Raw genomic sequence first — 18,692 nt, 5'->3', positions numbered from 1 at the left:
GTGAGGGGTTAGGGTGTATGCGTTTGTCAGGCTCAAAAAGGTGTTTCTCACCCTGAGAAACACCTTTCTACTGATTACAATTTCGAGATTACTTTTTGGATGTTGAGCATTTTTTCAACACGTTTAATAACTTGTGTTTGTAGCTCGGATGGTAATTGAGGAAGGGTAATGCCTTCATAACCATCAACGTATACGGGGCCATCAAAATCATGCTCCCAAACTTCACCTGTATATGAGTTAACGAGGTGCATATCATCCATTTCGAGGTCAATACCATTCGCTTTGGCAAACCCTAACCATGAATGTTGTTTTATAAGATCTGTTTCGGACTCAACTAATTCTGCTAACTGTCCTCTATAAGGTTCTTGAAAGGTCGCTAAGATTTCCCACTGAGTGATAAATTCCGATTGTTGTTCTGATAACTCATTCTCATCTAGCCCCCATAGATCAATAGCTAAATTTTTTATAAACCCAGCATTTACTCGGTAACAGACGGATTGCTTAATACTTGTAACTGCATGGGACGATATGAGTTCTTCGATATTGGGTACAGGTAGATCAGTAATTGAATGCATTTTTACAAAGGTATCTAGCGCCTGTCTCGCAGGTACCAATTCAGCGAAATTATCAGCCCATTTCTTTTGAGCTTCCCCTAACACTTCGCCTGCAAGTTGACGTTGATACCAGTGTTCACTGGATTCCCCCTGCGTGACACTTGCGTAGTGTTCAACTAACAGTAACAACTCTAAAAGCTGAGAATCTTTAACCCCATTATTTGAAGCATTTTTTAGAGCTACAAGCATTGAAGGGATATAGATTTTTAATCCTTCAAAATAAAAATACTGCTCATTAAGCTCAATGTTACTTTCTAGGTAGCTAAGAACTTGGCGATTAATCAGTGTGGGATTGACTGAGTTTACTGAATCCAATTCACAAGTCACTATCAGAGATAATTCTTTGCTGGTCTCATGATTTACTCCCATAGAAATAGCTCTCTGAATGCAGCGATCATTTGCTTCATCAGAATTAGGCTTTTCTAGCTTTGTACTTACATCAGAATTTTTCAGCGCTGCAAAACTCTTCTGCCCGTAATAGGCCGCAATTAACTCGAATATTTGCGCTCGGCTGATTTTGCATTTAGCTAGAGTTTTAGCTTTGTTGTGAATGTTGTGTGCGTGGTTAGATAGTGAACACATAAATAGACTCCGCGGTTGAGTGCGAATTGCATTTAAGCATTACCACATGCGATTACGGCGAGGCTTCTCAACCTAGTCATTTATGTATATTGGGTTTAATTCAAAAGAGGGACTTTCGTCTTGGTGCCTGTTTTCACTCGCATGTAAGTGAGGCGGGCGCCTATGACGAATTTATATTAACTAGTTGGCAGAATCAAGTTTTGCTGCGTTCCTTTTTATCGGCATCTAAAAACCAGCGATATACCGTCTGAAAACCTTGATACTCACTGGAGAATGGATGCTTAATATCGTTGGCATATTGGTTAACAATATCAAAAAGTCGTTCTGCTGCTTGCTTAGGATTTCTTGAGGGCTTTTCTAAATAGAGCTTAAGTGCAAAGTCTTTACGCTGGCGGTTTTTTGAGTGACGTTTATCTTGCCCCTTCTTGGAATTGTTGCCCGAGGTTTCGATTACCCCTTTGTGCCTTGTTATATCACCACAGAGTGATTGGTAGCTGTCGTTTTCAATGATCAATACGTGCTGTGCAAAAAGGCGACTTAGTAGATTGGCTGCTTTGGTCATTCCAGCCATGTGGCACGCCATCATCGCTTGCATAAACTCAGCTATGGCCTCTGGTTGGCTGTTGAGTAAGTTTATTAATACAGCTTCATCTTCATCACTAGTGTCCGATGACAGCGGAAAATTGGCATTTGCGAACCATCGTACATAGTCCATATCGATCTGAGATTCATTGCTCGATGATGAAGATAGCATTTCAATAAATAGCTCCACCATTTTCTGCTGTTCTTCACTAAGGATTTTCTGACTGTCTGGAATTTTTGCCAGCTCTTTTGCGACCGTATCTTCAGTTGTGCCTTTGGGGAGTTTGCTGGATAGTTCAGAGGGTGAAGTTATGGCGCGAAATACTTCATCCATACCTTCAAACATTTTGTCTTTATCTGGAGAGTCAGGGAGAGCGATGAGGACTTTCAAAAATTCGGGTGGTTCGGAAATTGAATATTGCTCGATGATCCCTTCGAGTGTTTGAGTGAACTTTTCTTGCGATGAAGTTTCCGTCATAAAGCTATTTTCCCTGTTCGTTAACTCATAGGGAAAAGTATTAGAAATAGGGTTAATTGTCCATAACTGAGATGAACAGGGCAAAAGGGGGATTTTTTAAAATGTTACGAAAAAAATTCTAAAAAACGTCATTCCTATGGCGGCACATAGGCGGCACAGGATTTTTTGTTTTTCATAACTTATTGAGTTATAAGTATAAAAAGTGACTTATGGTCTCTCCACAGGGACTCGAACCCCGATCGGCCGCTTAGGAGGCGGCTGCTCTATCCTGTTGAGCTATGAAGAGACGACAGTGATTATACTGGTTTTATCTTTGATTAAAAGGCTTATGATTTAGTTGCTTAAATCTTAAGCGCTATGTCGTTTATCTGTACATTGTAGGCGGCATTTTGGTCTACAAGTACTGCGGTGGCACTTTCTTCGCTTACTTGCTCAATTTTTACCGTTGCACGACTTTTGGTCGCGACGGCGCGCATTTCATTGAGTCTATCGGGTAAGTTTTGTTGTAATACTACTTGGAATTTATCACCGACACGAATGCCATGTTTACGGCCTAGATTTAATATAATCCTGTCTGCTTGTCGGCTAACGACTTGGCCAAGTAATGGCCTGCAATTAAGTGTGCTGTCTAAATCTCGGGTAGCCTGCAATATTAATTGAGTAATACTTTTTCCATAGGAGGAACGCCAGAATCTATTACTGTTGGGAGCAATGATAGCCTGTTCTTCAAATTCCCATGGGGCCGATGTGCTGTAGCTTTTGCTCCAGACCTCTTCGCCACTGATCCCATGATAGAGGCTGAGTTTGAATTGAAATTGCCTTAGCGGAGCTTCATCCCAAAATCCTAAGAAGGTGGGTTGTACAGGCTCTATCGATATATCAATGATCTGCGGTTGAAGAATATATTGGCTGTCGGTAATTTCACTGAGCCAGCTTGGGAGTCGATAACCGCGAATATCCACTAGGTCTTGTTCAATATCGAGTCGCTCGTTAGCATGGATGTGACTAAAGCCAGTTGAAGAGTAATCTTCTATAGTGTTCCCTAACGCCTCTGAAATAACCTCTTCAAAGCCTGAAAGTTGTCCATATCTAAGCTGAGAACGATCTTTTATTTGTGTTTGAGGTATTAAAATAGCGGCCTTTAATTGGCCATTAGGACACTGTTGTGTTGGATCATCATTTAGATCGAGGCGTAGGGATACATATATTTTATTTCCCTGAATTTGCTCGCTTACGAGTTGGATGTTTATGGCTTGGGCGTTACGATTTATCGCAAAGTTATTTTGTGTGAGGTTACCATTAGAGGTTTGTTGCTCGCTGGATATTTGAATACCTGTGCTTAAAGTCGCATAGCTAACAGCTTGATTAATTGCTTCTTCCCTTGCTTGAGCTGTATTACCATTGATAATAGTTGCTTCTCCGCTGGCTTCTATCCATTCGGCTCTGGTGGGCAAAGAAAGTAGTAAAAGGCTCAAAATGATGAGCGAAGCTGAACCTGGTATGTGCATCAATTCAATCCTTATCGCTAAGCTAATGGCGATATTACCAATCGAGCCAGTTTTCTGACTCTTAATCTAATATGTCAATAAAGCAAATTTCGTGCCTGAGTATGAGAACTTTTGATAAAGTTTCCAGCGTTACAGTCGATATACTGCGTAATAGAAGAATATTGTCGGACTGAGGTTAATATTGGTCTGAAGATTGCTGGTTTTTGTTACTCATTAAAAATTTGAAGCTTAGAAAGTGAGTCACTTGACTGCCAATGCACCCATAGATGAGGTAAATCCAATGCTAAAGCGTGTGATTATTCCCTTAACATTGATAATGTTAGGTGGATGTGTAGCTAAACCGGTTACGCCGCCCAAACCGAGTTTAGTGGATGGCAATGGGTTGCCGCCAACGGCAGTGATTAACCATTTAGCACAGCGAATAGTGACTGAGCTCGTTAAGCAAAATGATGCTTTGCGTTCTGATCAACCTATCGTAGTTGCAACACCAGTATTAGTGGGCGATTTGAATGGCACTAATGCGTTAGCGCAACAGTTACAGCAAGGATTAATGACGTCGCTCCATAGCTTTCAGTTTAATGTGGTGGATTTAAACTTAGCTGATGGCTTGAGAGTCACATCTGACGGGGATTTTATTTTGACGAGAGATTGGCAAAAATTGTCGAAAGATCTTCCTGTTGAACATCTTGTCGTTTCGACTATGAGCGTAGTAACCAATGGTATGGCGATCAATACTCGGATTGTGAACATTAGTAACAATCGCGTGGTATCGGCATCTCAAACTTTTGTGACTCAAAAAGAGTTGGCAAACTACATGCAGCCTTCGGAGCAAATTGTGTCACAAAATGGCATCTTATATCGTCAGGCGAGTCCAGGTATGAATGAAGTGCGTGTTTTAGGAGATGGAAAATGAAACGCTACCTTTTAGTTATTGTGGCGCTAATGCTAACTGGCTGCGCTGCTAAAGATAGATATGTGCAATGGGAAGATGTGCCGCCGCCGAGTTTTCCTAAGTTAACGGCTATAGGATATGCGCCGTTAGCGACTCAACCTGCTAAAGAGCAATCACAAAGAGTGTTGATGGCTATGCAGGCATCAAAAATTGTGGCTTATCGTGAATTAGCGGAACAAGTTTATGGGCAGAAAATAACGGCAAACAGCAGTGTCAGTGATTGGATGTTGACGGACGATAATGTCAAAGCGTCAGTTTCTGGCGTGATCCGCGGCGCACGAGTCGTTAAGAGTTATCCAGCAGGCGAGCATTATGTCACTGAGTTAGAACTTGATTTTTCACAGGTTTGGGCGCTTTATCAACAACAGAACCGTCCACAACGAGTGAAGGAAGTGACGTATTTCTAGCGTTATTGAATGTATGTTCAACAGCATGTATTGAGCCGCGTATTTACGCGGCTTTTCTTTTTGTACAAGACATTAATATCTAATCAGAGCTTAGAAAAGGGAATGCTAAGTGGGAGTGATGCGCTTATTAGGCCTTTAAATCATTGCCTAAACTTGAGATAGTCGAGGTCTTGCCTTTATCGTTATAGGTGAGGCTGGAGGCGTTTCTGCTGGCTTGTAAAGCTTGAGCAAAGCGATTTAAACTCGCTAAATTCATCTCAATTAAACTAGCATTTTGTTCGTTTAATTCTTTGCATTCAGTCAATGCGTCTTTGATCTCGGCCATTTTATGCACGAGTTCGACTTGCTGAGTGAGTAGCGATTTATCACTGTGTTTTGCCAGAATATCATCATTAGTCTTTAGTTCTTTGAGACATTGCGATTTTTCGTTAGCAAGGGAAAGCAGTAAATCGGCGTTTTGGTCAACCAAAGCGCCTTTTTCCTTGAGTATGATTTGCTTAAGAACAGCCAAATGGGCGTGTTGTAGATCTACCAGTTTAGCTATTTCAGTCATAGTTACTCTTTATTTAAGTCATTAAGTTCGGCTTCAAAACTTGCAATATTGGCAGCCAACTTTTCAGGGTCAATTTTATAGCGACCTTCGGCAATAGCTTGTTTGATTTCTGCTACTTTCTTTTGATCAACTTCAGGAAGGCTAGCCATTTTAGTCTGAGCTCCTTGAAGTTGTTGTGCCTGGGCCGTAATGACCACTGAGTCGCTTCTCTGTGGTGTTGTCGATTTTGTAGCAACTTGAGCAGATTGATCGCTGCTCGTTTTCGTTGCGCCTGAACGAACTTGCGCAGTCGTTGCAGTGTTGAGTTTGCTAATATCAATTGCCATTTTAGGCTCCAGCGTCGTGTGTACGGGATTTCTTAACTGGGGTATCGGCAGCTTACAAAAAAGCTTTAGATTATTTTACATTCTTACTTCAACTTCGCCAATGCCTGTGACTATAGCATCTAGTTCTTTGTTTGAACTGCTATTTTTGACTCTGATCCGATCACCTTTATTGCCATCTTGTAGGGCTTCGCCTACTGTTTTGAGCTCGAATGAGCCAGAACGAACGTAGATAGATACCGAATCATTTTTACAAACGAAGCATAAGTTGTTGCTTAATATGGGATTATCTTTTGCTACTCGTCGTTTTACTCGCACGCCAGCCAATTTACTCGGGTCATCGAATTCGGCACCTCTCAAGCTATTTTGTTCAATGTAACGGACTTCTACTTGACTAGGAGAGATGAGTTCGCCTGGTGCTAAGATTTCGGTTGAGACAACAACGGGGAATAAGATATCCACCCGAACCGAGATATAGATTTGCCAAGGGTAAGCTAAGTCTTGTGTATCGCAGCTGACTTTTAAGGTGTTATTACGGCTAATTTCCCTATCGCTAGCCAGTTCAACTTTCATTGGAGACGAACATTGTGACGGCAGCATTCTTGCGTCAACCATCTGTGGCGAAATATTTACTTTGGCATTTTCTGGAACGGATATTTTTTCTGAAATAAGCGCTTTAGCTAATTCTGAGATTGCCGATACGGTGGGGACAATAGGCTCTGCACTCGCAAAAGCGGGCATGAAGAGGGTGAAAAGACTAAAAAAACAGACTAAATTTACTTTCATAATGAAGAGACTAGCTTGTAACGCCAGAATGCACCTATACTTTTATTAAGTTCGAAGCTGACCACTGTAATAATAATTTGCATCACTGTCAGAAGATTGACTCAGTTTCGACTATGTTTATCGATAGATAAGACGTAAGCAATTAATATGCCTATACTCAACTGAGTTATAGGGCCGAACATAAACAGAACAACAAGGCAGAGTTATGTCGAGTATTCTTGATTCAGTCAACAAACGAACCCAGCTCGTTGGACAAAACCGTTTAGAATTACTGCTTTTTAAATTAAACGGTCGTCAACGGTTTGGGATTAACGTGTTTAAGGTGAAAGAAGTACTGCAGTGTCCACCACTGACCACTTTGCCTAAACTTAATCCTTATGTGAAGGGTGTTGCTCATATTCGTGGAACAACCATTTCAGTGATTGATTTGAGTGCGGCAACAGGGGGAAAACCTTTAGCGAGCACTGAAAACTGTTTCATCATTATTTCTGAATATAACCGCAGTGTTCAAGGCTTCTTGGTCAGTTCTGTTGAGCGGATCATCAACATGAATTGGGAAGCGATTATGCCTCCGCCGCAAGGTGCTGGCCGTTATTCTTATCTGACAGCTGTGACTGAAATTGAAGGTGAATTAGTTGAAATTCTCGATGTGGAAAAAATCTTAGATGAGATTTCACCAGTTAAAACGGCTATCAGTGAAGAAGCCAATGAAAAACTGACCCTCGACAGAACTCAGCATTATCATATTATGGTTATTGATGATTCTGCCGTGGCGCGTAAACAAATTATTCGTTCACTCGAGTCATTGAATTTACAAATTGATACCGCAAAAGATGGTCGCGAAGCATTAGACAAGCTTAAAGAGATCGCCAAAGAGATGGATAATGTGGCCGATGAGATCCCCCTCATAATCTCTGATATTGAGATGCCTGAAATGGATGGCTACACCCTGACCGCTGAAATCCGAGATGATCCTAAGCTTAAGCATATTAAAGTGGTACTGCATACTTCGTTAAGTGGTGTATTCAATCAGGCAATGGTTCAAAAAGTGGGGGCTAATGACTTTATCGCTAAGTTTAATCCCGACGAATTGGCCGCTGCTGTGAATAAGCATTTAAGTTTGTAATTGCTGTAGGTTAGTACCTAGATACGCTTTACGCTATAATCTCGACTTTATAACATGATGGTTTCGCACTGATTTTGGTGCTTGCTATAGGATTTAGGATGTGAATGTGCCAAATAAATCACTCGCTGAGGCTGAATATAATCAATTTAGGTTGTTCTTAGAGCAACACAGCGGCATCGTACTGGGTGAAAATAAGCAATATCTTGTGCGCAGTCGTCTTGCTCCTTTGATGGGCAAATATAACCTGCCATCCTTATCTGATGTGGTTAAGCATTCGATGAAGCCTACTGAGCGTGCGCTCAGAGCTGAAGTGATCGATGCTATGACGACCAATGAAACCCTTTGGTTCCGTGATCGTTATCCATTTGAGTTGTTGAATAATGTCCTACTACCTGAATACAGTCGTCTGGGGCGTCCGCTCAAAATTTGGTCTGCGGCTTGCTCGTCAGGCCAAGAGCCATACTCATTGGCTATGACTATTCTTGAGTATCAACAGAAGAAGCCTGGTGCCTTGGCTGGTAGTGCTTCGATTCAAGCAACGGATCTATCTCCTTCCATGTTAGAACGCTGCAAAAATGCCGAGTACGATAGTTTGGCATTAGCGCGTGGTTTATCTGAAGAACGTAAGCGTCAGTTTTTTGATGCATTACCTTCAGGTAATATGAAGTTAAAGGATAATGTGAAGCGGTTGGTGAACTTTAGAGCGCATAATTTGCTTGAGAGTTATAGTCTGCTTGGCAAGTTCGACATTATCTTTTGCCGCAATGTGCTGATTTATTTTGCACCAGAGGCAAAGGCAAAAATTTTGCGGCAATTCGCTGCCGCTCTCAATCCCAAAGGGATTTTATTTCTCGGTGCATCAGAATCTATCGCTGGTTTAACGGACGAGTTTGATATGGTTCGTTGTAACCCTGGCATTTATTACCAGAAAAAGACTTAACTCAGCCGCTCTAAAGAAAATTACCGACAATTGTCGGTAATTTTTTACCCATCACTTGCTCATCCTTGTTGTTATTCTCAAAATTTTCCTGATGTTGGCACATGAATTGCTTTATTTTCGTGGGAACACGAGGAGGCAATTTTATGGCGATCAATTTTGATAATGCACTGGGTGTGCATCAATACACTCTCGGTATTAGAGCGCAGCGGGCTGAAGTCATTTCAAGCAATATCGCTAACGCAGATACGCCACATTACAAAGCCCGCGATGTTGATTTTTCTGCGGCAATGCAGGCCGCTCGAGGCCAACAGCAGCAGCGAAATAGTCTTGAAATGCAAGAGCCAGATAAGCATTTTGGGCTTGCGGAGTTGACTGGGCAATTTGTTAAGTTCCGTGTGCCAAATCAACCCGATACCGGTGATGGTAATACTGTTGATATCCAACAGGAACAATCGGCATTCATGCAAAATGCACTTGAATATCAAATGTCGCTAGGTTTTTTAGATAGTAAGTTTAGTGGCATGAAGAAAGCGTTGAGAGGGGATTAATCATGAGTTTATTTAGCATATTTGATGTTGCTGGCTCGGGAATGTCTGCTCAATCGGTCAGGCTAAACACCACCGCGAGCAACATAGCTAACGCGGATTCCGTCTCGAGTAGTGTAGATAAGACCTATCGTTCCCGTCATCCCATTTTTGAAGCCGAAATGGCTAAAGCCCAAAGTCAGCAACAAGCTTCTCAAGGCGTTGCAGTAAAAGGCATTGTAGAAAGTGATAAACCACTACTGAAAGAATACTCGCCCGACCATCCTATGGCGGATGCGGACGGCTTTATTTATAAACCGAATGTTAATGTCATGGAAGAAATGGCAGATATGATTTCTGCTTCGCGCTCATATCAAATGAATGTTCAAGTCGCTGAAGCAGCTAAGTCTATGCTGCAACAAACACTTGGGATGGGTAAATAACATGTGTTACTTAGGAGGTAAGCTGTGAGCCTCATTAATCAAATTAACCAAGCGTCGGCGCAGACGGCTCAAAATAAGAGTCAGCCAAATGCCGTTACGACGAATTCATCAACCAGCTCAACGGGTAATCCGTTTCTTGATGGCATACGTTTGCCAAAAGAGTCAATAGTACCGGAAGCAAAAAGCCAGCAGTTAACTCAAGATGACTTTTTCTCGTTATTAAGCCAACAGTTATCGATGCAAGATCCCTTTAAGCCCGTCGACAACGACCAAATGATTGCGCAGATGGCATCATTCTCGACGGTTGATGGTATTACTAAGTTGAATAAGGAAATCGTTAATTTAAACGGTGTTATGACATCAAGCCAAGCATTACAGGCATCAGGACTTGTTGGTCGCAAGGTATTGATCCCAACTGATACAGGTAACATTTCAGCTGAAAGCCCAACAATAAAAGGTGTGATTAGCACGCCAGCTAAAATTCCTGAAGTTACTGTACGTGTTGAGGATGAGAAAGGCCAAGTTGTGACCACCTTTAAAGTTGATGGCAGTAAGGGGGGCAATGTCGATGTTAACTGGGATGGCCTCGATAAAGATGGAAACCCTGTAACCGCAGGTAACTATACGATCAAGGCGAGTGGTTTAGTGGATGGGAAATCCCAAGAATTGCCAGTCTCGACCTATGCTCATGTGACCAGCGTTTCTCTCGGTACGGCCAGTACTGGCGCGATTCTTAACTTGAGAGGCGGTATGGGCATCAAGTTAACCGATGTGTTAGCTGTGTCTGAAACCTAAGTTTGCATTAAAGAATTTTTGCAGCATCCGAATTGGGCGTAAGTCGCTCATAAATGAATTGAGTCAAGTGTAGAGGTGAATTATGTCGTTTAACATTGCATTGAGTGGCATTTCTGCCGCGCAGAAAGATTTAAACACTACGGCGAATAACATTGCTAATGCGAACACCATTGGCTTTAAAGAGTCCCGTGCTGAATTTGCGGATGTTTACGCTAATTCTATTTTTTCAAATGCTAAAACTGCTGTCGGTGGTGGTGTTGCGACGAGCCAAGTGGCACAGCAATTCCATCAAGGTAGCTTACAGTTGACGAATAACTCCCTTGATATGGCGATTAAAGGGGGTGGCTTTTTCGTTACTGCCTCTGAACTGGGTACATTAGACCACTCGTTTACTCGTGCTGGAGCATTTAAGGTCGATAAAAATAATTACATGGTTGATTCTTCTGGTAATTATTTGCAAACTTTCCCAGTGGATAAAGACGGGAACTCAACATCAGTGAGTTTAACGACGGCTAAGCCGGTACAAATACCAGACACTGCAGGTAGCCCTGTAAAGACTGAGAATGTTACTTTACAAATGAACTTAAATGCTAAGGAAAGTGCACTCGACCCCGCGGCATTCGATCCTCTAGATGCAAAAACCTACAATAACGTTACATCAATGACAATTTATGACTCACTCGGTGAGCCACATATTATGACCACTTATTTTGTTAAGCCCAAAGATGGTTCGTACAATGGTGAGAACAATTGGGTGGCTTACTATGCTGTTGATGGAAAACAAGTCGATCTAGCCGGTCCTGCTGGTACTTATCAAACAGATACCACTGGCGATGGTACACCTGATGCAACGGGCACAGCTCAAACTGCTGGTGGTTGGAAAGGCTCTGTACTCAAGTTCAATTCAGTTGGTGTCTACACAGGTAGCGATCCTGCTATAGTCAAGACTGAGGCTTTAGGCGTCAGTGGTGCGGGTGTTTTAGGGGCTGGGGCCGATGGTACTCAAGATTTGACTGTGAAGTTTAATGCCCCAACGCAATATGCGGCTCCTTTTGGTGCAACTGAGTTGACGCAAGATGGTACGACTGTAGGCCGCTTAACTAACGTTGAAATCGGCGAAGATGGTTTAGTGACCGCGAGTTATTCTAATGGCTCAACCGTGCCTTTAGCACGGGTTGCTTTAGTTCGTTTTGCTAACGAACAAGGTTTAACGCAAGTGGGTAATACGTCGTGGAAAGCCAGTTTAGCTTCAGGTCCAGCGTTAGCGGGTGAGGCAAATAGTGGAACTTTTGGTAGCATCAGTTCATCGGCGTTAGAGCAATCGAACATCGATTTAACGACTGAACTGGTCGATTTAATTTCGGCGCAGCGTAACTTCCAAGCGAACTCTCGTACGCTTGAAGTGAATAACACGCTGCAACAAACCGTATTACAAATCCGCTAATCATTACTTTATTTAACTAAGTGTTGCCGCCAGTGGCAACACTTAGCCTTTATCCTGCTGTCAACTCACTTCATTTCCTTATTCTTCAATTTTATCAGTAAATTAAAATCAATTTTTATTGGCACGATGCTTGCTTTGATATCGTCATGTAGAAAATTTGACGGAGCAGTCTGTGGACAAATTCCTTTATGTCGCCATGAGTGGCGCTAAGCAAAATATGAATGAGCTGGCACTCCGTGCGAACAACTTAGCCAATGCTAATACCGATGGTTTTAAATCAGATATGGCGCAGGCCAGATCGATGCAAGCCTTCGGTGAAGGGTTGCCTTCAAGGGTGTTTGCGATGACAGAATCTCCGTCAGCTAATTTTCGCTCTGGTCCGATAAAAACCACTGGACGGGATCTCGATGTTGCCATTAAAGGCGATGGCTGGTTTGCCGTTCAGGCGAAAGATGGCAGTGAAGCTTATACCCGTTCCGGTAGTCTCAGTTTCGATGCGACGGGCATGTTGTATAACGACAGAGGCAATCCCGTGATGGGGGATACTGGCCCGATAGTGCTGCCATTACCTATTGATAAAGTGTCAATTTCACAGGATGGCATAGTGTCTGTTCGCCCTCAAGGGGCGACTGCTGAAGTGATAGAAGAAGTGGCGAGATTGAAGTTAGTTAATCCCGGCAATGCGCAGATGATGCGTGGTGAAGATGGATTATTTCGACAAATGTCAGGCGAACCTGCACCAGCTGACCCTTTCGTCACAGTTGAAAGTGGTGCCGTAGAGGGCAGTAACGTTAACCCTGTTGATGAAATGGTGTCTTTGATTGATCTTCAGCGCCAGTTTGAATTGCAAGTCAAGATGATGAAAACCGCGGAAGAGAATGATCGCGCTTCATCTTCATTAATGCGTATTAGTTAGGAGATAGATTATGCATCCGGCGTTATGGATTAGTAAAACTGGCTTAGACGCACAGCAAACTGATATTTCAGTGATTTCAAACAACGTAGCGAACGCTAGCACTGTGGGCTACAAAAAAAGCCGCGCAGTATTTGAAGATTTACTCTATCAAACAGTTAACCAAGCGGGTGGTGTTAGTGCATCTAACACTAAGCTACCCAACGGATTAAACATAGGTGCGGGTACGAAAGTCGTCGCCACTCAAAAAATGTTTACTCAGGGTAACATGCTGACGACGGATAACTCGCTGGATCTTATGATTGAAGGTCCTGGATTTTTTGAAATCCAGCTCCCTGATGGAACCACTGCTTATACTCGAAATGGTCAGTTTACCTTAGACGATACGGGTCAGATTGTGACTCCAGGTTCTGGCTATTTGCTACAACCCGCGATCACTATTCCTGATAATGCGACCAGTATTACCGTTTCAGCAGAGGGTGAAGTTTCAGTAAAAACGCCGGGTACCGCTGAGAACCAAGTCGTGGGTCAGTTGACTATGACGGATTTTATTAATCCATCGGGTCTAGATCCTATGGGACAAAACTTATATACGGAAACCGGTGCGAGTGGTACGCCCATTCAAGGGACCGCTTCGTTAGATGGCATGGGAGCGATTCGTCAAGGCGCCTTAGAAACCTCTAACGTTAACGTGACCGAGGAACTGGTGAACCTTATCGAAAGTCAGCGCATTTACGAGATGAACTCAAAAGTGATTTCAGCGGTAGATCAGATGCTGTCTTATGTGACTCAGAATTTATAGAGGCAAACATCATGGCTAGATATCTTGTGTTGGCCGTCGCGTTATTGCTTGCAGCCTGTAGCTCGACGCAAAAGAAACCCCTTGCGGATGATCCCTTTTACGCGCCGGTATACCCAGAGGCGCCGCCTACAAAAATTGCCGCAACTGGCTCTATTTATCAAGACAGCCAAGCATCTAGCTTGTATTCGGATATACGCGCTCATAAAGTCGGTGACATTATCACTATCGTATTGAAGGAATCGACTCAAGCTAAGAAGAGTGCAGGCAATCAGATCAAAAAAGGTTCAGACATGAGCTTAGATCCCATCTTTGCAGGTGGTAGTAATGTGTCCATTGGCGGAGTGCCAATTGATTTGCGTTACAAAGATAGCATGAACACTAAGCGTGAATCGGATGCGGATCAGAGTAATAGTCTAGATGGCAGCATCTCGGCAAACGTGATGCAAGTGCTAAACAACGGCAGCTTAGTGATCCGTGGCGAAAAATGGATTTCAATTAATAATGGTGATGAGTTTATTCGTGTCACTGGTCTCGTTCGCTCGCAGGACATTAAACCCGATAACACTGTCGATTCAACGCGAATGGCTAATGCTCGTATCCAATACAGTGGCACAGGCACTTTCGCAGATGCTCAAAAAGTGGGCTGGTTAAGCCAGTTCTTTATGAGCGACTGGTGGCCCTTCTAAGGAGTCGTATCATGAAATATAAACTGGTGTTAGCCGTTGCCATGCTAGTGTTTTCTCTACCTAGTCAGGCTGAACGAATTAAAGATATTGCCAATGTGCAAGGTGTGCGTAGTAACCAGTTGATTGGTTATGGCTTAGTGGTCGGTTTGCCGGGAACGGGGGAAAAAACCAGTTATACCGAGCAGACCTTTATGACTATGCTCAAAAACTTTGGGATTAATCTCCCGGACAACGTCAAACCGAAAATTAAAAACGTTGCAGTGGTAGCCGTACATGCGGATATGCCCGCTTTTATCAAACCTGGTCAAGATCTTGACGTGACGGTATCTAGCTTAGGCGAAGCCAAAAGCTTACGCGGTGGCACCTTATTACAGACCTTTTTGAAAGGGGTAGATGGTAATGTGTATGCGATCGCCCAAGGTAGTTTAGTGGTGAGTGGTTTTAGTGCCGATGGTTTAGATGGTTCAAAGGTGATTCAAAATACGCCAACTGTAGGTCGTATACCGAATGGCGCAATTGTTGAGCGTAGTGTTGCAACCCCATTTTCAACTGGCGATTATTTGACGTTTAACCTACGTCGTTCGGATTTCTCTACTGCGCAGCGCATGGCCGATGCGATCAATGATCTATTAGGTCCAGATATGGCGCGTCCTTTAGATGCGACGTCTGTTCAGGTAACGGCTCCACGTGATGTATCACAACGAGTCTCCTTTTTAGCAACGCTTGAAAACCTTGATGTTGTTCCCGCAGAGGAATCTGCCAAAGTGATCGTTAATTCACGTACTGGAACCATAGTGGTTGGGCAAAACGTACGCTTACTCCCTGCGGCGATTACCCATGGCGGCATGACTGTCACGATTGCGGAGGCGACACAGGTTTCGCAGCCTAACGCGTTGGCAAATGGACAAACAACCGTCACGAGTAATAGTACGATCACAGCGACAGAAAGTGACCGTCGTATGTTTATGTTTAATCCAGGCACTACGCTGGATGAGCTGGTTAGAGCGGTTAACTTAGTCGGTGCAGCCCCTTCAGATGTGTTAGCAATACTTGAAGCATTAAAAGTGGCAGGAGCTTTGCATGGTGAACTTATCATCATCTAATTTCTGTCGGGAAAATCATGGAAAAGCTTTCAAGTTCATCACATTTTCTTGACCTGGGCGGGCTAGATTCACTCCGCGCCCAGGCTCAAAAAGATGAGAAGGGCGCCTTGAAAAAGGTCGCCCAACAATTTGAAGGTATTTTCGTGCAAATGCTGATGAAAAGTATGCGCGATGCCAATGCGGTTTTTCAGTCTGATAGTCCACTCAATAGCCAATACACTCAGTTTTACGAGCAGATGCGCGATCAGCAGTTATCGGTCGATTTATCTGACAAAGGTGTATTGGGCCTTGCCGATATGATGGTGCAGCAACTCTCTCCCGAAGCAAGTCATTTTACGCCTGCATCGGTATTGCGTGACGATGGTGGCATGAAAATGCTCCACGACGATAAAGCGCTTAATGTGCCTATGCAGAGTTCAGCCGCTCGAGTGGTTGAACCCACAGTTGTAAATCATGGTGTGCCGGCTGCTATTGCTCGGCCTGTATTTGAACCGGATAGAGCTGAAGATGCAAATTCATCAATGGACATTGATGCGCCTAATCGTTCACTGGCTATCGATACGCCTAAGCCGAGCTGGAGTGAACAATCACTTTCAGTGGTAGAACCTGTGATTAGCGGCCAAGTTTTGCCGACGGCAGCATTTAGGGAAACCCAAAAGATTGTCAGGTTCGGTAGTCGAGAAGAATTTTTAGCGACCTTATATCCACATGCTGAAAAAGCCGCAAAAACATTAGGTACCCAACCAGAAGTATTATTGGCGCAATCGGCACTGGAAACTGGCTGGGGACAAAAAATCGTCCGCGGCAATAACGGTGCGCCGAGTCATAACCTATTCAACATTAAAGCTGATCGTCGTTGGTTAGGCGATAAGGCTAACGTCAGTACCTTAGAATTTGAGCACGGTGTTGCTGTCCAGCAAAAAGCTGATTTCCGAGTTTATAGTGATTTCGAGCATAGCTTTAACGATTTTGTGTCCTTCATTGCCGAAGGTGAACGTTATCAAGATGCGAAGAAAGTGGCCGCTTCCCCAACTCAATTCATCCGAGCTTTGCAGGATGCGGGTTATGCCACTGATCCTCGATACGCTGAAAAAGTCATTAAAGTGATGCAGTCGATCAGTGAAGAACTGAAATCAATTCTGCCAGGAGAAGACAAATGATGAATCTTACAACCCTGTTTGTTCATAGGAGTGTCAACTAATGGCCGTTGATCTACTGAATATAGCGCGAACTGGGGTGCTTGCCTCCCAGTCGCAACTGGGTGTTACCAGTAATAACATAGCTAACGCCAATACCGCTGGTTACCACAGACAAGTGGCAACCCAGTCGACTCTTGAATCGCAGCGTTTTGGTAGTAGCTTTTATGGCACGGGAACTTACGTTAATGACGTTAAGCGTATCTACAATGACTATGCCGCAAGAGAGTTACGCATTGGCCAAACAACGTTAAGCGCCGCCGAAGCCAGCTACGGTAAATTGAGTGAGCTAGATCAGCTGTTTTCACAGGTAGGTAAAGTTGTGCCACAAAGCTTGAATGACCTGTTTTCGGGGCTGAATAGTGTGGCTGATTTGCCTGCAGATTTGGGTATTCGGAGTTCGACCCTAACAAACGCACAGCAAGTTGCCAGCAGTCTTAATCAGATGCAGTCGTATTTGAATGGCCAGCTTAATCAGACCAATGACCAGATCACTGGTATGACTAAGCGTATCAATGAGATCAGTACAGAACTGGCAAATTTAAACCTAGAGTTAATGAAGTCGCCGAATCAGGATGCGCAGTTGCTTGATAAGCAAGATGCACTTGTTCAAGAGTTAAGCCAGTACGCTCAAGTGAATGTTATTCCATTAGAAAATGGTGCTAAGAGCGTAATGCTCGGTGGCTCAGTGATGTTGGTTTCTGGCGAAATTGCTATGACGATGGGAGTCCAAGCGGGTGATCCATTTCCGAATGAGCTCCAATTGACTTCAAGTATTGGTTCGCAAAGTGTCACTGTTGATCCGAGTAAACTTGGCGGTCAGTTAGGGGCCATTTTTGATTATCGTGATCAAACGTTAATTCCCGCGGGTCATGAGCTCGATCAATTAGCCTTGGGCGTGGCTGATAACTTCAATAAAATGCAAGCACAAGGTATTGACCTCAATGGGCAAGTTGGTGCCGATATCTTCAAAGATATCAACGATCCTATGATGTCTTTGGGCCGTGCAGCAGGTTTTTCTGGTAATACAGGTAATGCAACGTTAGGCGTCACCATAGATGACACCAGTTTATTAACTGGTGGTGCCTACGAACTGTCATTTACCGCGCCTGCAACTTATGAGCTGAGAGATTCGAAAACGGGGGCAATTACGCCACTGACGTTAACTGGCTCGACTTTATCGGGTGGATCTGGATTTTCAATTGATATAAAAGCGGGCGCTATGGCGTCTGGCGATCGTTTTGCCATTCGCCCGACAGCAGGTGCTTCAAATGGCATTGAAGTGGTCATGAAAGACCCTAAAGGCATTGCCGCCGCATCACCAAAGATTACTGCAGATGCCGCTAACTCGGGCAATACCCAAGTGAAGTTGACTCAAATTAGCAATCGTAATGCCGCAAATTTCCCTGTAACGGGCAGTGAGTTGACGATAAAGCTCGATACCACAGTTGTGCCTCCAACCTATGAAGCATTCGACGCCGCGGGAACATCCCTTGGGGCTGCAGCCCCTTATACGCCTCCGAGTATTAGCGCTTTTGGTTTTACCTTTGAAGTTGACAGCAAAGCGGCTGCAGGCAATGACAGATTTACCTTCGATTTATCCTTCGCAGCGGGGGATAACTCTAATGCTGTCGCTATGGCTAAGTTGAGCGAAAGTAAGGTGATGAATGGGGGAAAGTCGACCCTAGCTGATGTGTTCGAGAACACTAAGCTCGAGGTAGGCAGTAAAACGAAAGCGGCTGAAGTGCGTGTTGGTTCGGCAGAGGCCGTGTATCAACAAGCTTATGCGCGAGTAGAGAGTGAGTCGGGCGTGAACTTAGATGAAGAAGCAGCAAATTTAATGCGTTTTCAGCAAGCCTATCAAGCCTCTGCGCGGATCATGACGACTGCACAGCAGATTTTTGACACCTTATTATCCTCAGTGCGTTAGGAGAT

General features: G+C 43.8%; 20 protein-coding genes and 1 tRNA gene. 14 read left to right on the top strand and 7 right to left on the bottom strand.

Features of this window, described 5'->3' with window-relative positions; translation table 11 throughout:
* Positions 1 to 74: 74 nt before the first annotated feature.
* The 4 genes from AAA952_RS17020 to AAA952_RS17005 all read right to left on the bottom strand — a co-directional run bounded on the left by AAA952_RS17020 (position 75) and on the right by AAA952_RS17005 (position 3,764).
* Positions 75 to 1,196, bottom strand: coding sequence for a hypothetical protein (locus AAA952_RS17020; protein ID WP_338258655.1), 1,122 nt, complete (start codon positions 1,194 to 1,196; stop codon positions 75 to 77).
* Positions 1,197 to 1,389: 193 nt separating this feature from the next.
* The gene (locus AAA952_RS17015) at positions 1,390 to 2,256 is read right to left on the bottom strand and encodes a hypothetical protein (protein WP_338258654.1); all 867 of its coding nucleotides are present in this window, start codon (positions 2,254 to 2,256) and stop codon (positions 1,390 to 1,392) included.
* Between the two features lie 210 nt (positions 2,257 to 2,466).
* A tRNA-Arg gene (locus tag AAA952_RS17010) sits at positions 2,467 to 2,542 on the bottom strand.
* Between the two features lie 55 nt (positions 2,543 to 2,597).
* Positions 2,598 to 3,764 (bottom strand): flagellar assembly protein FlgT, encoded by a 1,167-nt coding sequence (locus AAA952_RS17005; RefSeq protein WP_131523072.1) that lies wholly within the window; start codon positions 3,762 to 3,764, stop codon positions 2,598 to 2,600.
* Between the two features lie 280 nt (positions 3,765 to 4,044).
* On the opposite strand from AAA952_RS17005, the gene AAA952_RS17000 reads away from it, so the two are divergent.
* Together AAA952_RS17000 and AAA952_RS16995 are read left to right on the top strand one after the other, a co-directional pair.
* A complete protein-coding gene (locus AAA952_RS17000) occupies positions 4,045 to 4,677 on the top strand; it encodes a FlgO family outer membrane protein (protein WP_028761216.1) in 633 nt (210 codons plus the stop codon).
* The gene (locus AAA952_RS16995) at positions 4,674 to 5,123 is read left to right on the top strand and encodes an LPP20 family lipoprotein (protein WP_028761215.1); all 450 of its coding nucleotides are present in this window, start codon (positions 4,674 to 4,676) and stop codon (positions 5,121 to 5,123) included. The genes AAA952_RS17000 and AAA952_RS16995 overlap by 4 nt, the downstream gene beginning before the upstream one ends.
* A 127-nt stretch (positions 5,124 to 5,250) precedes the next feature.
* On the opposite strand, the gene AAA952_RS16990 is transcribed toward AAA952_RS16995, so the two are convergent.
* The 3 genes from AAA952_RS16990 to flgA form a co-directional block, all read right to left on the bottom strand.
* On the bottom strand, positions 5,251 to 5,676 hold the full coding sequence (locus AAA952_RS16990) for a flagella synthesis protein FlgN (protein ID WP_131523073.1): 426 nt from the start codon (positions 5,674 to 5,676) through the stop codon (positions 5,251 to 5,253).
* A 2-nt stretch (positions 5,677 to 5,678) separates the two neighbouring features.
* Positions 5,679 to 6,002 (bottom strand): flagellar biosynthesis anti-sigma factor FlgM, encoded by a 324-nt coding sequence (gene flgM, locus AAA952_RS16985; RefSeq protein ID WP_107948432.1) that lies wholly within the window; start codon positions 6,000 to 6,002, stop codon positions 5,679 to 5,681.
* Between the two features lie 75 nt (positions 6,003 to 6,077).
* Positions 6,078 to 6,785, bottom strand: coding sequence for a flagellar basal body P-ring formation chaperone FlgA (gene flgA, locus AAA952_RS16980; protein ID WP_028761212.1), 708 nt, complete (start codon positions 6,783 to 6,785; stop codon positions 6,078 to 6,080).
* Between the two features lie 205 nt (positions 6,786 to 6,990).
* On the opposite strand from flgA, the gene AAA952_RS16975 reads away from it, so the two are divergent.
* From AAA952_RS16975 to flgK, 12 genes are all read left to right on the top strand, one after another.
* Positions 6,991 to 7,911, top strand: a complete 921-nt coding sequence (locus tag AAA952_RS16975; RefSeq protein WP_028761211.1) for a chemotaxis protein CheV — start codon at positions 6,991 to 6,993, stop codon at positions 7,909 to 7,911.
* Between the two features lie 100 nt (positions 7,912 to 8,011).
* Positions 8,012 to 8,851 carry a CheR family methyltransferase gene (locus AAA952_RS16970; protein ID WP_168824478.1) on the top strand — a complete coding sequence of 280 codons (840 nt, stop codon included), beginning with the start codon at positions 8,012 to 8,014 and terminating at the stop codon, positions 8,849 to 8,851.
* Between the two features lie 143 nt (positions 8,852 to 8,994).
* Entirely contained in the window at positions 8,995 to 9,399 is a 405-nt protein-coding gene (gene flgB, locus AAA952_RS16965) for a flagellar basal body rod protein FlgB (protein WP_113939454.1), read from the top strand.
* A 2-nt stretch (positions 9,400 to 9,401) separates the two neighbouring features.
* Positions 9,402 to 9,818 carry a flagellar basal body rod protein FlgC gene (gene flgC, locus AAA952_RS16960; RefSeq protein WP_006085646.1) on the top strand — a complete coding sequence of 139 codons (417 nt, stop codon included), beginning with the start codon at positions 9,402 to 9,404 and terminating at the stop codon, positions 9,816 to 9,818.
* A gap of 24 nt (positions 9,819 to 9,842) precedes the next feature.
* A complete protein-coding gene (gene flgD, locus AAA952_RS16955) occupies positions 9,843 to 10,613 on the top strand; it encodes a flagellar hook assembly protein FlgD (protein WP_173497640.1) in 771 nt (256 codons plus the stop codon).
* 82 nt (positions 10,614 to 10,695) lie between these two features.
* Positions 10,696 to 12,057, top strand: coding sequence for a flagellar hook protein FlgE (gene flgE / locus AAA952_RS16950; protein WP_338258653.1), 1,362 nt, complete (start codon positions 10,696 to 10,698; stop codon positions 12,055 to 12,057).
* A gap of 172 nt (positions 12,058 to 12,229) precedes the next feature.
* Positions 12,230 to 12,973, top strand: coding sequence for a flagellar basal-body rod protein FlgF (gene flgF / locus AAA952_RS16945; protein ID WP_338258652.1), 744 nt, complete (start codon positions 12,230 to 12,232; stop codon positions 12,971 to 12,973).
* A 10-nt stretch (positions 12,974 to 12,983) separates the two neighbouring features.
* Positions 12,984 to 13,772, top strand: coding sequence for a flagellar basal-body rod protein FlgG (gene flgG, locus AAA952_RS16940; RefSeq protein ID WP_028761205.1), 789 nt, complete (start codon positions 12,984 to 12,986; stop codon positions 13,770 to 13,772).
* 11 nt (positions 13,773 to 13,783) lie between these two features.
* Positions 13,784 to 14,458 (top strand): flagellar basal body L-ring protein FlgH, encoded by a 675-nt coding sequence (flgH, locus tag AAA952_RS16935; protein ID WP_028761204.1) that lies wholly within the window; start codon positions 13,784 to 13,786, stop codon positions 14,456 to 14,458.
* A gap of 11 nt (positions 14,459 to 14,469) precedes the next feature.
* Positions 14,470 to 15,561 carry a flagellar basal body P-ring protein FlgI gene (locus AAA952_RS16930; RefSeq protein WP_028761203.1) on the top strand — a complete coding sequence of 364 codons (1,092 nt, stop codon included), beginning with the start codon at positions 14,470 to 14,472 and terminating at the stop codon, positions 15,559 to 15,561.
* Between the two features lie 17 nt (positions 15,562 to 15,578).
* Positions 15,579 to 16,721: a flagellar assembly peptidoglycan hydrolase FlgJ gene (gene flgJ / locus AAA952_RS16925; RefSeq protein WP_338258651.1), complete on the top strand. Its 1,143-nt coding sequence runs from the start codon at positions 15,579 to 15,581 to the stop codon at positions 16,719 to 16,721.
* A 40-nt stretch (positions 16,722 to 16,761) separates the two neighbouring features.
* Entirely contained in the window at positions 16,762 to 18,687 is a 1,926-nt protein-coding gene (flgK, locus tag AAA952_RS16920; RefSeq protein ID WP_338258650.1) for a flagellar hook-associated protein FlgK, read from the top strand.
* Positions 18,688 to 18,692: the final 5 nt, after the last annotated feature.

The sequence above is a fragment of the Shewanella sp. M-Br genome, from assembly GCF_036245925.1.
Lineage (GTDB): Bacteria > Pseudomonadota > Gammaproteobacteria > Enterobacterales > Shewanellaceae > Shewanella > Shewanella oncorhynchi.
Note: the sequence above shows the minus strand (reverse complement) of the source record. Positions and strands in the feature narration are given on the sequence as shown.

Excerpts from the sequence above, each read along its gene's own strand:
- AAA952_RS17020 (WP_338258655.1), bottom strand. The coding sequence starts at position 1,196 with ATGTGTTCACTATCTAACCACGCACACAACATTCACAACAAAGCTAAA.
- AAA952_RS17015 (WP_338258654.1), bottom strand. The coding sequence starts at position 2,256 with ATGACGGAAACTTCATCGCAAGAAAAGTTCACTCAAACACTCGAAGGG.
- AAA952_RS17005 (WP_131523072.1), bottom strand. The coding sequence starts at position 3,764 with ATGCACATACCAGGTTCAGCTTCGCTCATCATTTTGAGCCTTTTACTA.
- AAA952_RS17000 (WP_028761216.1), top strand. The coding sequence starts at position 4,045 with ATGCTAAAGCGTGTGATTATTCCCTTAACATTGATAATGTTAGGTGGA.
- AAA952_RS16995 (WP_028761215.1), top strand. The coding sequence starts at position 4,674 with ATGAAACGCTACCTTTTAGTTATTGTGGCGCTAATGCTAACTGGCTGC.
- AAA952_RS16990 (WP_131523073.1), bottom strand. The coding sequence starts at position 5,676 with ATGACTGAAATAGCTAAACTGGTAGATCTACAACACGCCCATTTGGCT.
- flgM (WP_107948432.1), bottom strand. The coding sequence starts at position 6,002 with ATGGCAATTGATATTAGCAAACTCAACACTGCAACGACTGCGCAAGTT.
- flgA (WP_028761212.1), bottom strand. The coding sequence starts at position 6,785 with ATGAAAGTAAATTTAGTCTGTTTTTTTAGTCTTTTCACCCTCTTCATG.
- AAA952_RS16975 (WP_028761211.1), top strand. The coding sequence starts at position 6,991 with ATGTCGAGTATTCTTGATTCAGTCAACAAACGAACCCAGCTCGTTGGA.
- flgB (WP_113939454.1), top strand. The coding sequence starts at position 8,995 with ATGGCGATCAATTTTGATAATGCACTGGGTGTGCATCAATACACTCTC.
- flgC (WP_006085646.1), top strand. The coding sequence starts at position 9,402 with ATGAGTTTATTTAGCATATTTGATGTTGCTGGCTCGGGAATGTCTGCT.
- flgE (WP_338258653.1), top strand. The coding sequence starts at position 10,696 with ATGTCGTTTAACATTGCATTGAGTGGCATTTCTGCCGCGCAGAAAGAT.
- flgG (WP_028761205.1), top strand. The coding sequence starts at position 12,984 with ATGCATCCGGCGTTATGGATTAGTAAAACTGGCTTAGACGCACAGCAA.
- flgH (WP_028761204.1), top strand. The coding sequence starts at position 13,784 with ATGGCTAGATATCTTGTGTTGGCCGTCGCGTTATTGCTTGCAGCCTGT.
- AAA952_RS16930 (WP_028761203.1), top strand. The coding sequence starts at position 14,470 with ATGAAATATAAACTGGTGTTAGCCGTTGCCATGCTAGTGTTTTCTCTA.
- flgJ (WP_338258651.1), top strand. The coding sequence starts at position 15,579 with ATGGAAAAGCTTTCAAGTTCATCACATTTTCTTGACCTGGGCGGGCTA.
- flgK (WP_338258650.1), top strand. The coding sequence starts at position 16,762 with ATGGCCGTTGATCTACTGAATATAGCGCGAACTGGGGTGCTTGCCTCC.